Below are 14,296 nucleotides of genomic sequence, written 5' to 3' on the forward strand. Positions count from 1 at the left end.
CCAGACCTTCTTGCCGACCATATCATTCATTTCGGGACCGGCATTGGGACACTTCGGCCGCATTGCCCTAGTCGCGCGCAGCCTGCGCGATCTGGTCGACTGCACCATCGAGATCGTCATTCCCGCGACTGCGAAATTCGATATCGCGCGCTTCGACGACGAGTTCTCGATCCGGCGCGTGCCGATCGCGGAGCGCGACCTCGACTATCCCGCCCCTGCCTTCGCCGAGGCGCTGGACGCGGTCTTCGAGGAAATCAGGCCGGACCTCGTCGTCCACGACTGCTGCCCGGTACGATGGCTCGCGACCACGCGCTTCCCCGATTGCCCACGTGCGATCGTCACCAATGGCTTCCTCACGCGCCTCGCGGCCAGGGAGACTGTCCAGACCAGGCTGTTCCGCCGGCGCGCGAGGCTGATCCGGCGCGAGCGCGCAAGGCGGGGACTGCCTCGCTTGGCAAGCGGTTTCGATCTTTACGAGGCTGACCGCGTGCTACTGGCCGATCCCGCCTGGCTGGTCCCCGATACGGGGCCGCTGCCCGAGACCTATCGCGCCTGCGGAGCGGTGTGGTGGGAAGCGGGGGGCGAGCTTGGCGAGGCCATGGCCGGTGCGCAGGATACCCTGCTGTGCTCGATGGGCTCGACGGGAAAGCTCGTCGACGACCGCTTCTGCGCGCTTGCCGCCGAGCGGTTCGCCTGCGAGGACATCGTGCGCGTGCACAGCAAGGGCGAGGGAGAGACCGTGCGCAGGGTCGGGGATCACAGGCTGTTCGAGTCGGGCATCCTGCCGCTCGGCCGCCTCCTGCCGCAGGCGCGAGCGGTGATGACGCAGGGCGGTGCGGGATCGAGCTACCAGGCGCTCGCCGCGGGCAAGCCGCTGATGGTCGTGCCCTCGCACCCCAACCAGCGCATTCTCGGCGAGTTGCTCGAGCAGCGCGGGGTCGCCATCACCGTGGAGAGCCGACGTTCGCTCGCGCGGGTCCCGGCCGACCGCATCGCCCGGATCGCCGCCCGCGCCGCCGAGGCAGGGCCCGCCCATATCGCCAACGACGGCGCCCCAAGCATCGCGAGGCATCTTGTCGAACTCCTCCCGCACTGAGCGGCAGCCGTGCCTCGTCATCGTCACCGGCTGCCAGCGCAGCGGGACTTCGCTCGTCGGGCAGATCGTCGGCGCGCATCCGCAGGCGCTGCTGCTCGACGAGGACGAGGGGATGATGCGCTGGGCGCGCGCGCTGCTGGCGGGCGATCCGCGGCGGCACCTGCTGCTGCCGGGACTGCTCGCCCGCGCGGCGGAGAAATACCGCGACGGCAATCCGAAGATCGTCCGGCGCCCGCTGCGCCCGACCGCGCTTCACCCGGACATCACCCATCTGGTGCTCAAGGCGCCCAATCTGACCTATAGCCACGCGGCGATCGCGCGGCTCCCCGGGCCGGTTAAGATCATCCACCCAGTGCGTGACGTGCGCGCGGTCGTGGCCTCGATGGACCGGCTGAGAGGCACCGACATCGCCGCCAACCAGCTGCGTCTCCTCCGCCAGGATCCGGGGGCCGCCGCGACCTATGCCCAGGAGATCGCCATGCTCGGGGATCCCGGCGTCGCGAAGCATCTCAAGCGCGCGCTGGTGTGGCGGATCAAGTCGTGCGCACATGCTCGTTTCGCCGATGCCGGGCTCGATCCGCTGGTGTTTCGCTACGAGGATTGCGTCGCCGATCCGCGCGCCTTTGCCGAGCGCATCGCGACGCATGTCGGCCTGCCCTCCGCTGAAGCGATGGTCGGGCATGCTGAGGTCCTGCAGGGCGATGGTCCCGGCGCGCTCGACCGCGAACGTCCGATCGACCGCGGCTCGCTCGGCAAGTGGCAGCAAGTGCTGACCCTGCGCGAGGAGCGCGAAATCCTCGACCTGGTCGGCGACGCGATGGAGGAGCTGGGCTACGACCGCGGCCCGCAGCTTTCGGAAGAGCAGCGACCCGCAACGAGTGGCCAGACCGACCTGCGCGACGCGCCCGTCATCGTCACCGGCCGCGGGGGCAGTGGAACACGGCTCATCTCGGGCATCGTCCAGCAGTGCGGCGTGTTCCTCGGCAACGAGCTCAACGTGTCGGCGGATTCGCTCGAATGGGTCGACACGATCTACCCGATCGCGATCGAGAAGCATGCGACGGGCGACGATCCCCCGCCCGAACGGCGCGCCAGCTGGACCGCTGCGCTGCGCAGCACGGCGGAGCGCATCCGCAGCGACGGCAAGCTGGCCGACGATGCACTCTGGGGCTTCAAGCTGCCCGAGGCGATGCTCATCGCGCCCGAACTGCTCGAGGCCTTTCCCGAGGCCAAGGTTGTCCACCTGGTCCGTCATCCGGTGACCAGCAGCTTGCGCCGCACGCATGTGACCTCGCGCACCGACAACATGGTCGGCAAGGCGGTCTGCGCCGCCGCCTATCGTGCGGTCGGTCGTGATCCGGCACTGGCCGAGAGCGATCCCGACTGGCGGCGCAATGCGATCACCTGGCGCTACCAGGTCGATCCCGTGGCGCGCCTCGGTAAGGCGTTGGGCCCCGAACGTTACCTCGAGATCAGTTTCGAGGAGCTCTGCGCCGACCCGACCGCCACACGGCAGCGCGTGCTCGCCTTCCTCGGCCGGGAGGCGGGCGACATGCCGCCGATCCCCGTCAGCAAGCGCCGCGCCGCGACGCGGCTGTGGCTGCGCCCGCAGAAGAAGTGGATCTGGCGTTTGTGCGGCGAGACCGCGCGGATGCTAGGCTACGGCCCGGTCTGATCAGGCAGCGCCGCGGCGCAGGAGGAGGGCGATGGCCGGCTGCGGGTGCCCGGCATGGCCGAGATCCGCATCGCCCGCTTCGATCATCGCGAAGGCCGCGCCGAAGAGGCGACGCAAATCCGCTTCGAGGCCTTCGCGCGACTGGCCCGGCTCGAGCTTGTGCAGCAGCAGGAAGGTCGCGCCTTCTTCAAGCAGCACGGCGAGATTGCGCGCATAGGCATCCCGTTCGCTGCCCGGCATGGCGTGCAGGCAGCCGCAATCGAAAGCGCAGTCGAAGGACCCTTCTACAGCGTGGGGACGAGTAATGTCTGCCACGCGATAGTCGAGCAGCAAACCCGATTGCCCATGCTTCTCGCGGGCGCGACGAATAGCTGCCTCGGCGAAATCGACCGCCACCACATCGAGACCCTGCTGTGCTGCGAAGAAGGCGTTTTCCCCCTGACCGCAGCCCACTTCGAGCAGGCGCATTCCGGGGCGGAAATGGCCATCGGCGACTGCCCCGACGAGCGGCGCGGGAACACCGGCGGACAACCAGAAGGGCGCATAGTCGCGGCGGGCCCAGCGGGCGTTCCAGCGATCGCGGCGCGAGGGCGGCTTGCGGATCGGGACAAGCCTGCCGAGTAAGCCCTTGCGCGCAGGAGCAGGCGCGTTGGGCTTCTGCCAGCCATTGCGCATCAGCTGGAGCGATCGGAGCGGCACATTGCCGAAATCGCTCCGCCAGCGATGTTCGAGGCGGGTGACATAATCGCGCGCCAGCGCGGCCGTGTCCGCTGCGCTCGCCCCGCCCTCGATGTCCCCACCCAGGGCATGCTCGATTTCGAGCGCGAGCTGCCCCTCCCCATCGCTGCGGATAAAGACGGGGTGGCACGGAACCCCGGCGCTCAGTGCGAGAAAGGCATAGCTGGTGGTGAAATCCCGCGGCGCCCCGAGGAAGGAAAACGTCTGTTTCGCACCGCCGCGCAGCCCGTCGCCAGTACTGTGCACCACACGGCCCCGGCGCAGGTCGCGCTGGGCTTCGGCGAGGATGCGCAGGTCGCTCGATTGCGTGAGTTCGAGCATGCGCAGACCCTGGGGATGTTCGATCGCGAGCAGATCCTGGAAATCGATCGGCGCTATCGCGGTCAACTCCACGCCCATGATGGCGAGTATCGGTGGGACCAGACGGGCTGGCCCGAAATGGCTGCCGACCAGCATGACGCCGCCGGACCCGGCGAGACGGTCCAACCCCTCGATACGCACGACATCCGCCAGCTCGCCTCGCGAGAGCCGCACCAGCTTCTGCATCAGCAGGAACTGAACCAATTGCTCGGAAATGAGCCGCTGGAAGGCATAGCCCGCGTCCTCCGGCGCGGCGCCGACCGCCACCGCCGCTTCGCCGGTGCCCTCACTCGGACCTAGCAACGCAGCGAAACGGGTATCCTTCCCCTTTGCCACCTGCCGCAGCGTGGCCAGGAATTCGGACACTCCCATTGCTGCCAGCGCGTCGAACGCAGCTTGGGACAGCCCCATGCGGTCGAGCTTGCGCTGCAGCGGATCGACGATCGTCGCACGCCGGCTAAGGCCCAGTCGGGCGGCGAATGCCGCCAGCAGCTTTCTCATGCAGCGATCTGACCGGTTCGGTGGAGCATCTCGCGCATCAGCCGGACCGCCTCGATCTCCATGACTTCGGGCGTGTAGAGGCGTCCCGAGAAGATTTCCGCGATGTCGCTCTGGTGGGTGAAATGCGCGAGCCGGAGAAAGGCGAAGGGATAGTCCCAAAAGGTTCGGATGACATATTCGACCACGCGTTGCGCGCGCATCGACGCCTCGACGAAGCCGTCGAACTGGTCGGGGTGCGCGGGGTCGGCGAGGCTGCGATCTATGACCTGCGCGGCGAGCCTGGCTTCCTGCAGCGCAATCAGCACACCGAAGGAGAAGATCGGATCGAAAAAGCGGTGTGAATCCCCAACGCAAAGGAAACCTGGCCCCGTGAAATTTTCGATCGAGTAGGAATAGTTCGAGATTGTTTCGACCTCGCCGCAAAGCTCGACATCGCGGCTGCGCTCAATCAGCTCGCCATTCACCTTGCCCAGCGCATCGCGAAAAATCTGTTGGAGATCACGTCCGTCGCGGCGCAGCGCGCCTTTTGGCAGCACGATCCCGAGGCTGGTGACGTCCTTGCTGAGCGGGATCGACCACGCCCAGTGGTGGCGTTCGCCGTAGAAGATATGCGTGCTGCCGTCGCGCTCGCCCGGATCGCGTACCAGGCCGCGCACCTGCGCGAACACGGCGGTCTGGTTTTCGTAGCCTGTCCGGCTTTTCGGCCCGGTCAGGCCCTTGCCAGCGAGGAAGGTCTTCTGACCCGAGCAATCGGCCACATAGTGGCTCGCGATTGCGTGCCGATCGCCTGCCTCCCCGCGCACCACGATCCCTGTGACCCGGCCGTCATCACGCGTGACGTCGCGGCACGTGCCGCGCACCAGCTCGGCCCCCATGGCAACCGCCTTGTCGAGCAGCGCAGCATCGAATTCGTCGCGCCGCACCTGCCATGTCGTCGCCGGTCGGCGCGAACTGCCTTCGCAGGCTTCGACCGGCACCCAGAAACGCGCACGGCTATTGGCTCCGGTCACCGTGACGCCGCGTTTGACCGGATAGGCCGCTGTCCGGAGATGGTCGCTCATGCCCAACTCGTCGAGTAGGCCGACACATTCACCGGTGAGCGATTCGCCTATGTGATGACGGGGGAAACTCTCCTTCTCGACGAGGACAACACTGCGCCCGGCTTTGCGTAGATGGATCGCCAGCGCGGCACCCGCGGGGCCGGCGCCGATGATCGCGACATCGCAGTCTGGCGCGATCACCGTTCAGGCGCCCTGCCGCCCAGGTGCCGGCAGACCAGCCTGGCAAGCGCGCCAATGTCAGCGAAATTCTCGGGTGCCAGCTCCTCCAGCGGGATTTCGATGCCATAGGCTTTCTCGAGCTCCATCACGAGTTGGAGCAGTTCGATCGAGTCGAGCAACTGCTCCTCGATCAGCGCCGTATCTCGCGTCAATGCGGTATCGCGATCAACCAGCTTGGCGACCTTGCGGATCGCCTCCACAACCACGCTTTCAATGTCCCTCGTCATGAAGTTTCGCCCTGATCGTACAGCAAGCTGCGATGGTTCGCGTCCAGCCGCGCCATGTCACACTTTCCCGAACTCGTTGTGGGCCAATCTTCGTAGAAAATAAAGCAACTTGGCACCTCGTTCTGCGGCAGGACGAGCGACAGTGCTCGGCGCAATCCGGCCTGCGAAAGCGGCTCCCCTGGTTGCGCGGCGACATGCAGGCACAGGCTTTGTCCCGCGTCGCACACGGTCGCCGCGGCCCCCGCCACGCCGTCGAGCGCGAGCGCCCGCGCCTCGATCGCGCCGAGTTCGACCCGATGCCCGCGCAGCTTGGTCTGGCGATCCCTGCGGCCGACGAAGCGGATATCGCCCGCCGCGTCGCGAAAGCCGAAGTCGCCGGTGCGGAAGAGATCGTCGCGATCCGCAAAATAGCGCTGCCGGGTCAGTTCGGGCCGGTTCCAGTAGCCCTGCATCACTGTGGGTCCGGCGACGCAGATCTCCCCGGTCTCACCGGGTTCTACCGGCGCGCCATACGCATCGCAGATCTCGATCCGCGAATGGGCACAGGCGCGTCCGATATTGGGCGCTCCCGCGGTTGCCGGGGCCCGCTCGACTTCAGTCCAGGCGATGACATTGGTCTCGGTCGGTCCGAAGAGATTGGCGAAGCGCGCCTGCGGCACCGCCGCAATCAGCTGCGCGAGCGCCGGCGGCGGATAGACTTCGCCCGCGAACAGCACCCAGCGCAAGTCGGGCAGCGCGCGCGCCGCGAGCCCTCCGCGCGCGACCATGGCCTGGAGGATGGTCGGCACGGTGTAGAGCACGCTGATCCGGTGTTCCTCGGCCAACTGGCAGAGGCGCGCCGGAAACAGCGCGTCGCCCTCCTCGGCCAGCACGACCTGCGCCCCGATCCGCAGGCCGGTGAGGATGTCGAGCAGCGAGAGGTCGAAGTGCAGCGGGGCGATGTTGAGGAAACGATCGCCCGGACCGAAGCCGAAAGTCTCCAGCGCCCAGTCCGAAAACGTGGCGATATTGCCGTGGCTCAACACGATGCCCTTGGGATCGCCCGTAGTCCCCGAGGTCATCAGGATCATCGCGGGATCGCCGGCCGTGAGCCGCGGCCCTGCGAAGCGCTCCACTTCGCAGCCGGGCGGCATCTCCAGCGTTTCGGAGAGAACCAGCTGCCCCGTATCGGGCAAGTGTCCGCCGCCGTCCTCGAAGCGGGCGAACGTCGGCGCATCAAACAGAGCCATGGTGGGTTCGAGGTCGGCGAGCAGCGCCGTCAATCGCGAAGCCGGCGCACGCCGGTCGAGCGGTACCGCGACCGCGCCGCACAGCAGGCTCGCGAAGAGCCATGCGACCGCCTCGGGGCACTTGCGCAGCGCGAGGGTCACACGGTCGCCCGGGGCGACACCCCGCTCCTGCAGCCGACCAGCGCAAAAGTGGACCGCATCCCAGAATTCCCGTCCTGACCAGGTCTGCCCGGCACAGGCTATAACGGGTTCATTGCCGGCCTCGGCGAAGCGCGCGGCGAAGTCGCGCAGGACGCTGGTCACAGGCCGCTGCCGATCTGGGAGGCTATCGTATTGAGCTGCACCTCGCTGGTCCCCGAGGCGGACAGCAGCGCCAGCGCATCATCGAGCGCATCGGCGAGCCCGAGTTCGCCGCGCCAGGCTGCACCGGCCACCAGCCGGCGCAGTTCGCCGGTACATTCGGCGATCGCTTCACTGACGAAAAGCTTGCTCATCGACGGCTGGAGCAGATCGCTGCCACTCTGGTCGAGGCGCCACGCCGCCTGCAGCATGAGCCACCGCGCCGCCTCGATCCGCGTCCGGATTCGTGCGAGCGCATGGTCGGTCGCCTGATGCCGCCCGCGTTCGGAGAGGTGTCGCATCACGCGTTCGAAATCCGCCTGCAGCGCACCGAGCGATCCGGCGAGAATGCAGCTGCGCTCCCAGCGCATGATGTCGAGCATTTGCGCCATGCCGAGATCGCCGCGGCGCAGCAGGTCGCTTTCGGCGACCGGACAGTCATCGAAGACCACTTCGGCCGGCGCGGTCGCGGCGAGCCCACGCACGCCCTCGATCGGAGTCACGGACAGTCCCGGCGTGTCGCGCGGCAGCAGCACCATCGAATAGGCGAAAGGAGAGCGCTGTTCGCGCGAGCGCGCAAGGACCACGAACAGGTCCGCGATTGAACCATTTGTGACGCAGGTCTTGGCTCCCGAAAGGCGGTAGCCGGTGCCCTCTGCGACGAGTTCGGACCCGCAAGCGTCGAGATCGGATCCCCCAGAGGCTTCGGAAAATGCCAACGCCCCGACCGCTGCGCCGCTCGCCAGCCGCGGCAGCCAGGCGGCCTTCTGCTCCGCCAACCCGTGATTCGCGACGGCCATCGAACAGCCGAACAGATGTGCCCCAAGCGCGAACAGCGCGCCGCGATCGATTCCGCCCCTGCCCAGCGCCTCGAAAGCCAGCACGCTCGCCAGGGCGGGATACCCGCCGCCGCCGAATTCCCCGGGCAGGCAGAGCCCGGTCCAGCCGCCATCGCCCCACTGGTCCCACGAAGGCGTCCCACCGGTTTCACTGAATTGCCTCGCGAAACCGGTAGCGCGCGCGACGACGCCGCTATCGCCTTCGGTCAGTCCGAAATCCATCGCTCAGCCACCCGCTCCCTGATGCACCGTCGTTCCTTGCCCCTCCCTGCCGCGATCAGCAAGGCACCGAACGCCGACGGTCGCCGAATTTCGCTCGATGACTCCCGTGCGATTGCGCAATTTTTTCAGAATGTCGGGCCTATGGGGAAACATGATCGGAGGGCGCTTGCGTCCATGGCTTCGCTCGCGACGCGGCCGTTCGTACGAGATCGCCAGCGATTTCATCAAGCTGGAATCGGATATCCTGGCGTGCTGCAGGCTGGCACTTGCCGCCCCCGAGCTGAATGCCGCCGCCAATCTGCGCAATTTGCCGAAGAAGCCCGACAATGCGCGGCTCGGCGGGCGCAATCGCCACAAATGGGCGCTCCGCCTGCCCGACCGGGGCGACCGCGATATCTTGCGCCGCTGGCCCGAGATGACCGCCTTTCTCGAGGCGTTCCCCGGCGAGTGCATCTATGCGCATGTCGCGGAAATGCTCCCATCGGCCAAGCTGGGAATCCATCGTGACGGTGTGGACGCGCAGGGCAAGGTCCAGGAGCACTACGACCTGTTCAACGCCACGCTCCGCTTCCACCTTCCCTTGCAGACGAGCGACAACGTCCATGTCTATTCGGATGGGCAGCTCTACAACATGCGCGTGGGCGAAGTCTGGATGCTCGACAACATGAAGCCGCATGCCCTCGTCAACGACGATGCCAGCGTCGTCCGGCTCCATCTCATTTTCGACGTCGTGCCGAATGCGGAGGCCTTGGCACTGATCGCGCAGGCCGATGCCTCGCTCGGCTCTGCCGACTTGGAGCGAATCGCGCATTTCTGGACCGAGCGACAAGCCGCCTGATCGCGCCAAAGTCGACCGAGAGGAGGAATGCCTCTTCCGGACAACACGACTGGACCGGAAAACCCACGGGACCTAAGGCAAGCTCCAATTCCAAGTCGCGGACATCGCCTGGGGACATCGAAGACTTTTATGATCGCCCGCCCGTCCGAGCCCGATGGCAACCAATCGACCAGATTCCTGCTACTCTATGCGTTGGCCGCTGCGGGCGGTTCTGCATCCTATGCGCCCTTCCTGACGCTCATCCTGCCGCTTCGCGCCACCGATCTCGCAGGGACGAATGCCGTTCACTTGCTGTCTACCGTAGCCTTCGTCGGCGCCATCGCCGCCAGCCTGGCGAACATCGCCTTCGGCTGGGCAAGCGACCGGACGCGCAACCGGCGCGGGTGGATCGTCGCCGGGCTCATCGCCTCGAGCCTCCTCTTGCTGTTCATGGGGCAGGTGCGGTCGATCCTGCATCTCGTCGTGCTGATCGCAGCGTGGCAGGTTGCGCTCAACATGATGCTCAATCCGCTGGCGGCGCTCGCCGGCGACTATGTTCCCGACCACCAGAAGGGCACGCTCGGCGGCTTGCTCTCCTTCGCACCCGGGCTGGGCGCGCTCGTCGGGGCGATCGTGACGATCCCCGGGCTGGCCGACGGACAGGCGCGCCTCGCTTTGATAGCCGCGATAGTGATGGGGATGGTCCTGCCGGTCGTTTTGCTCGGCTCGCCGCGACCGATGCCGCACCTGATGCAATCATCGGCAGCGCCGCCGCCTGACCTTGCGAGGGCGGAGACGCAGGAGCCGGAACCAAAACATGCTTCACCCCAGGTCTGGCGCATGTGGCTCGCGCGGCTGCTGGTCCAGGTCGCGGAATCCGCGCTGTTCGCCTTCCTCCTGCTCTGGCTGCACGGCCTCGACGCGCGGTCGAGCGACAACACCGTCGCCACGCTCTTCACCGCCGTCCTGATCCTCGCCTCGCCGCTGGCAATCGTCGTGGGCCGCTGGTCCGACCGGATGGCCCGCCCCATGCTCCCGCTGGTGGTGTTTGCATTCTGCGGCGCCTTCGGCCTGCTCGTCATGGCGCTGTCGGAGGGCGCGCTCGGCGGTATCGCAGGCTACGTGATCTTCGGCATCGCGGCAGGGGTGTTCCTCGCACTGCACAGCAGCCAGACGCTCCGCGTCCTGCCACGACCCGAAAATCGCGGACGCGACCTCGGTTTCTTCAACCTGACCAACACCATCCCCTCGCTGATCATGCCCAGTATCGCGCTCGCCATGATCCCGCTGTTCGGCTTCCAGGCGCTGTTCCTCCTGCTCGCCGCGCTGGTCGGGGTAGCGGGGGTGCTCCTCGCGCTCGGACGCGCGCGGTGAGGCGGCGTACGGCTCCGGTTGGCGATCCAGTCCGGTTCGGCTACGGTGCGCAGGTGGCGGGAAAATGGTAACTATCAGGGACGTGGCGAAGGCCGCCGGGGTCTCGGTCGCGACCGCGTCGCGGGCGCTCAATGGCCTGTCCAATGTGACCCGCGAGACCCGCGAGAAGATCGAGGGCGTTGCTGCCGAGCTCAACTACGTTCCGCATAGCGGCGCACGCAATCTGACGCGGCGCACCACCGACACGATCGGTGTGATCCTGCCCGATCTGTTCGGCGAGTTCTTTTCCGAGATCATTCGCGGGATCGACCTGGTGGTGCATGGCGCGGGCAAGAGCCTGCTACTCGGCAATATGCATGGAAGTGCCGACGAGACAGGGCAGGCGATCCGGTCGATGCGCGGACGGGTCGACGGGCTGCTTGTCATGCCCCCCAACTCGAGCGCCGATTCGATCGGCGGCGCGCTGACGCAGCACATACCCACCGTGCTCCTCAACGCACGCGCGGTCGATGGTGCGACCCCCTTCGTGACGGTCGACAATTACGGCGGCGCGCGGCTCGTTACCGAACATCTGATCGATCGCGGAGCGCGCAAGATCGTCCATCTCGCCGGCCCGGCCAGCAACCACGATGCGAGCGAGCGCCTGCGCGGCTATCGCGACGTGCTGAGCGAGCGCCTGGGCGACAAGCATCCGATCATCCTGCCCGGCAATTTCCGCGAGGACGACGGGCGCGCGGCAGCCAGGCTTCTGTTGACCGGAGAGCAGGCCTTCGATGCCGTCTTCGCCGCCAACGACCTGATGGCGGTCGATGTCATGTCCGAAATGCGCGAGGCGGGGGTCGACGTCGGTCGGGAAGTCCTCGTCGCCGGTTTCGACGACATTCCGCTGGCCCGTTACGTGACCCCGCAACTCACCACGGTGCATTCGGACATCACCCGCCTCGGCTCGGCCGCAGCGCTGATGCTGCTGCGGATGCTGAAGGGCGAAACACTCGGGGCGGAGCACGGGCTAACAATCCCGCCGACGCTCGCCATTCGTGGATCGACGGCCGGAAGCGGATAAGCGCGCGGCTGGCCGGTTTCCTTTCCCGCGCAATCATGCCAGACAAAATGTAACCGTTTTCTTTTACGGCGGCAGAACAAGGGACGTAGCGATGTACCGGCACTTTTCCCGATGGTTGGTGATGATCTGTGCAGCGCTGGCGCTGCCTGCCTGCGCGCATGGCCAGGCACTCGAAATGGCCCCGGCCCCAGCGGCCGGGCAGCACCCGCAGGCGGCGCTCGATGCGGACGGCTATCGCTACCAGCTGTTCGTGCCCCGCGGGGCCAGGAGCGATGCGCAAGGCTGGCCACTGATGATCTTCCTCCACGGCTCGGGCGAGCGCGGCGGCGACATCGACAAGGTGAAAGTGCACGGCCCGCCCAAGCACGCCGAAACCGATCCCGATTTCCCCTTCATCCTGATCTCCCCGCTCCTTCCCGCCGAAGAGGACTGGGACCTGACCAAGCTGAACCGCATCCTCGACCATGCCGTCAGGACACTGCCGGTCGACCCCGACCGGATCTACCTGACCGGACTCAGCCGCGGAGGCCACGCGACATGGCGCTGGGCCGCCGCCGAGCCGGAGCGCTTCGCAGCCATCGCGTCGGTGGCGGGACGCGGCGATCCGGCCACGGCCTGCGCGCTCAAGGACCTGCCCGTCTGGGCCTTCCACGGCGATCGCGACGACGTGGTGCCGCCCGAGGGAAGCTTTGCCATGGTGCGCGCGATCCGCGCCTGCGGCGGCCGGATCAGCCGGCTGACGATCTATCCCGACCTGGGTCACAACGCCTGGGACCCGGCCTATGCCGACCCGGCGCTGTACCTCTGGCTGCTGGCGCACCGCCGCGACGATGGCCGTGAATAGCCGGATGCGCGCGATGCACCGCCCTCTGCGTCGACGCGGTCTGCACTATCGAGGATGTGACTTTGGAGCAGGGGGTGAACCGGGCGGTAGCCGCCGCGAAGTTTGCGGGCGGTGAGCAATTGCGCGATGAGGTCGAATGGAACCTCGCCGGCAATAGAAGCTATTCGGACGCCTCGTTTTCAAGCCAGCCGCCGGTGAACCCGAGCTTCTCGAGGCCGCGACGGATGTGCGGGTTCTTGCGCATGGTCTCCCATACGATGCCGCTGCGGTGATTTTCCATCATCGCGAGGATCGGGCCTTGGTCGATGCCGAGATGATCACTGGCCACCCAGCCCATTTCGGGATCGGTCTCGCCGCTACGTGAGCCCGCCTCGACGAAGGTGAAGCTGGGGTTGATCGCGTCCTTGAATCCGTACTGCCCGTAAATGCGCCCGCCATAGCGTTCCTTCATCGCCATCAGCGCGGTGATGGTGGCGTGCGGCGCGAAAGGAATCGATCCGCCGGCGGCGGTGGGAACGATGGTCCCGTCGTCGCGCACTCGGATCGCGCTGACGCCGCGCGCCGTATAGGTGAAGAAGGTCCGCGGCTGGCCGTTGACCGAATATTCGCCCTTCGAATCCTGCGGACCATCCGAGGCCGTCCAGCCCCAGATTTCGCCGCTGTAGTCCTTCCAGTCGTTCGGATTGTCCGCGCCATAGGCGCGCTGGCTCAGCGTCGCGCGGCGGCTGTTCTCGAAATAGTCGATCCCCTTCCCGCGCATGAAATCGTCCTGGATTCCGCGGAAGTCGATCCAGACATGGCTGTACTGGTGGCCGAACAGCGGCTCGAACTGGAGGTGTTCGTAGCCGTAGTAGGTCCCCCAGTCGTTCTCGAGCTGGGCCGCCCAGCCCTTGTCCCAGGCATCCTTGCCCACCGGATGCGTCGGTGACGCGGCGGCGAGGACATAGACCAGCATGCCTTCGTTGTACCCGATCCAGTCGGACTTCTCCCAGCCATCCTCGGGCTTCCAGCCCATTGCGATGCCGTGCGAATTCTCGAGGTTGATGGCCTGCGTGCCGGTGGTGTTGCGCTGGGCCCAATCCCACTCGACACGCCGGTAGATCTTTTCCGCCAGATCGCGGATCTCTGCCTCGACCGGATCTGCGCGATCGAAATAGCTCTGCGCGAACAGCGCTCCGCCGAGGAACAGCGTGGTATCGACGGTAGAGAGTTCTACCGTCTTGAAGCGGGTGCCATCCTCATATTTCAGGAAGTGGTAGAAGAAGCCCTTGTACCCCGTCACGCCGCTTTCGGCGGGGCCTTGCGGGGCGTTCCAGTAGAAGGACAGGCAATCGCGGGTACGCTCGGCCGCCTCCTCGCGCGAGACATAGCCGCGTTCGGCACCGATGCCGTAAGCCGTGAGGGCAAAGCCCGTCGCCGCGATCGACGAGAAAGTTCGCGACGGCCAGCGGTCGGGCGCAAGGCATCGCTCGGTATCGGTCGTGTCCCAGAAGTAGCGGAAGGTGCGCCGCGTCAGATCTTCGGAAAACACTTCCTGCGCCGAAGCGCTTGCAACGTTGAAACGAGGTTCCGCTCCATTTTCGAGAGCTTGAGGCATGCAGCCCGAGGCCGCCAGCCCGAGACCCAACGGCGCGAGGATGTTCGAGGTCTTCATCGGATATCGGCTCGTCACATTTTTAACTTATTGCTCGG

12 protein-coding genes are annotated in these 14,296 nt (G+C 66.6%); 6 read left to right on the forward strand and 6 right to left on the reverse strand.

The window, feature by feature from the left end; all coding sequences use genetic code 11:
* Nucleotides 1–10: 10 nt before the first annotated feature.
* Nucleotides 11–1,096: a glycosyltransferase gene (locus K3181_RS12775; protein WP_221603465.1), complete on the forward strand. Its 1,086-nt coding sequence runs from the start codon at nt 11–13 to the stop codon at nt 1,094–1,096.
* The gene (locus K3181_RS12780) at nt 1,074–2,771 is read left to right on the forward strand and encodes a sulfotransferase family protein (protein WP_221603466.1); all 1,698 of its coding nucleotides are present in this window, start codon (nt 1,074–1,076) and stop codon (nt 2,769–2,771) included. The genes K3181_RS12775 and K3181_RS12780 overlap by 23 nt, the downstream gene beginning before the upstream one ends.
* On the opposite strand, the gene K3181_RS12785 is transcribed toward K3181_RS12780, so the two are convergent.
* The 5 genes from K3181_RS12785 to K3181_RS12805 are packed head-to-tail and all read right to left on the reverse strand — an operon-like array spanning nt 2,772 to nt 8,506.
* Entirely contained in the window at nt 2,772–4,370 is a 1,599-nt protein-coding gene (locus K3181_RS12785) for a methyltransferase domain-containing protein (RefSeq protein ID WP_221603467.1), read from the reverse strand.
* Nucleotides 4,367–5,611, reverse strand: a complete 1,245-nt coding sequence (locus K3181_RS12790; RefSeq protein ID WP_221603468.1) for an NAD(P)/FAD-dependent oxidoreductase — start codon at nt 5,609–5,611, stop codon at nt 4,367–4,369. The genes K3181_RS12785 and K3181_RS12790 overlap by 4 nt, the downstream gene beginning before the upstream one ends.
* A complete protein-coding gene (locus K3181_RS12795) occupies nt 5,608–5,877 on the reverse strand; it encodes an acyl carrier protein (RefSeq protein ID WP_221603469.1) in 270 nt (89 codons plus the stop codon). Before K3181_RS12795 ends, K3181_RS12790 begins: the two co-directional genes overlap by 4 nt.
* Complete coding sequence (locus K3181_RS12800) at nt 5,874–7,409, reverse strand: amino acid adenylation domain-containing protein (RefSeq protein WP_221603470.1); 1,536 nt, start codon at nt 7,407–7,409, stop codon at nt 5,874–5,876. The genes K3181_RS12795 and K3181_RS12800 overlap by 4 nt, the downstream gene beginning before the upstream one ends.
* Nucleotides 7,406–8,506: an acyl-CoA dehydrogenase family protein gene (locus tag K3181_RS12805; RefSeq protein ID WP_221603471.1), complete on the reverse strand. Its 1,101-nt coding sequence runs from the start codon at nt 8,504–8,506 to the stop codon at nt 7,406–7,408. The genes K3181_RS12800 and K3181_RS12805 overlap by 4 nt, the downstream gene beginning before the upstream one ends.
* Nucleotides 8,507–8,672: 166 nt before the next feature.
* On the opposite strand from K3181_RS12805, the gene K3181_RS12810 reads away from it, so the two are divergent.
* The 4 genes from K3181_RS12810 (at nt 8,673) to K3181_RS12825 (ending at nt 12,604) form a co-directional block, all read left to right on the forward strand.
* Nucleotides 8,673–9,344: an aspartyl/asparaginyl beta-hydroxylase domain-containing protein gene (locus tag K3181_RS12810; protein ID WP_221603472.1), complete on the forward strand. Its 672-nt coding sequence runs from the start codon at nt 8,673–8,675 to the stop codon at nt 9,342–9,344.
* 129 nt (nt 9,345–9,473) lie between these two features.
* A complete protein-coding gene (locus K3181_RS12815; RefSeq protein WP_221603473.1) occupies nt 9,474–10,697 on the forward strand; it encodes an MFS transporter in 1,224 nt (407 codons plus the stop codon).
* A gap of 64 nt (nt 10,698–10,761) precedes the next feature.
* The gene (locus tag K3181_RS12820; protein WP_221603474.1) at nt 10,762–11,760 is read left to right on the forward strand and encodes a LacI family DNA-binding transcriptional regulator; all 999 of its coding nucleotides are present in this window, start codon (nt 10,762–10,764) and stop codon (nt 11,758–11,760) included.
* A gap of 121 nt (nt 11,761–11,881) precedes the next feature.
* Nucleotides 11,882–12,604 (forward strand): carboxylesterase family protein, encoded by a 723-nt coding sequence (locus K3181_RS12825; RefSeq protein WP_247715148.1) that lies wholly within the window; start codon nt 11,882–11,884, stop codon nt 12,602–12,604.
* 160 nt (nt 12,605–12,764) lie between these two features.
* Here the strand turns inward: K3181_RS12825 and K3181_RS12830 are convergent, their stop codons facing one another.
* Entirely contained in the window at nt 12,765–14,276 is a 1,512-nt protein-coding gene (locus K3181_RS12830; protein WP_345725501.1) for a glucoamylase family protein, read from the reverse strand.
* Nucleotides 14,277–14,296: the final 20 nt, after the last annotated feature.

The organism is Qipengyuania mesophila, assembly GCF_019711655.1.
Classification (GTDB): Bacteria; Pseudomonadota; Alphaproteobacteria; order Sphingomonadales; family Sphingomonadaceae; genus Qipengyuania; species Qipengyuania mesophila.

Bases quoted from the DNA above. Each gene is read 5' to 3' on its own strand.
- K3181_RS12785 (WP_221603467.1), bottom strand. From the start codon at position 4,370: ATGAGAAAGCTGCTGGCGGCATTCGCCGCCCGACTGGGCCTTAGCCGG.
- K3181_RS12815 (WP_221603473.1), top strand. From the start codon at position 9,474: ATGATCGCCCGCCCGTCCGAGCCCGATGGCAACCAATCGACCAGATTC.
- K3181_RS12805 (WP_221603471.1), bottom strand. From the start codon at position 8,506: ATGGATTTCGGACTGACCGAAGGCGATAGCGGCGTCGTCGCGCGCGCT.
- K3181_RS12820 (WP_221603474.1), top strand. From the start codon at position 10,762: ATGGTAACTATCAGGGACGTGGCGAAGGCCGCCGGGGTCTCGGTCGCG.
- K3181_RS12825 (WP_247715148.1), top strand. From the start codon at position 11,882: ATGATCTGTGCAGCGCTGGCGCTGCCTGCCTGCGCGCATGGCCAGGCA.
- K3181_RS12795 (WP_221603469.1), bottom strand. From the start codon at position 5,877: ATGACGAGGGACATTGAAAGCGTGGTTGTGGAGGCGATCCGCAAGGTC.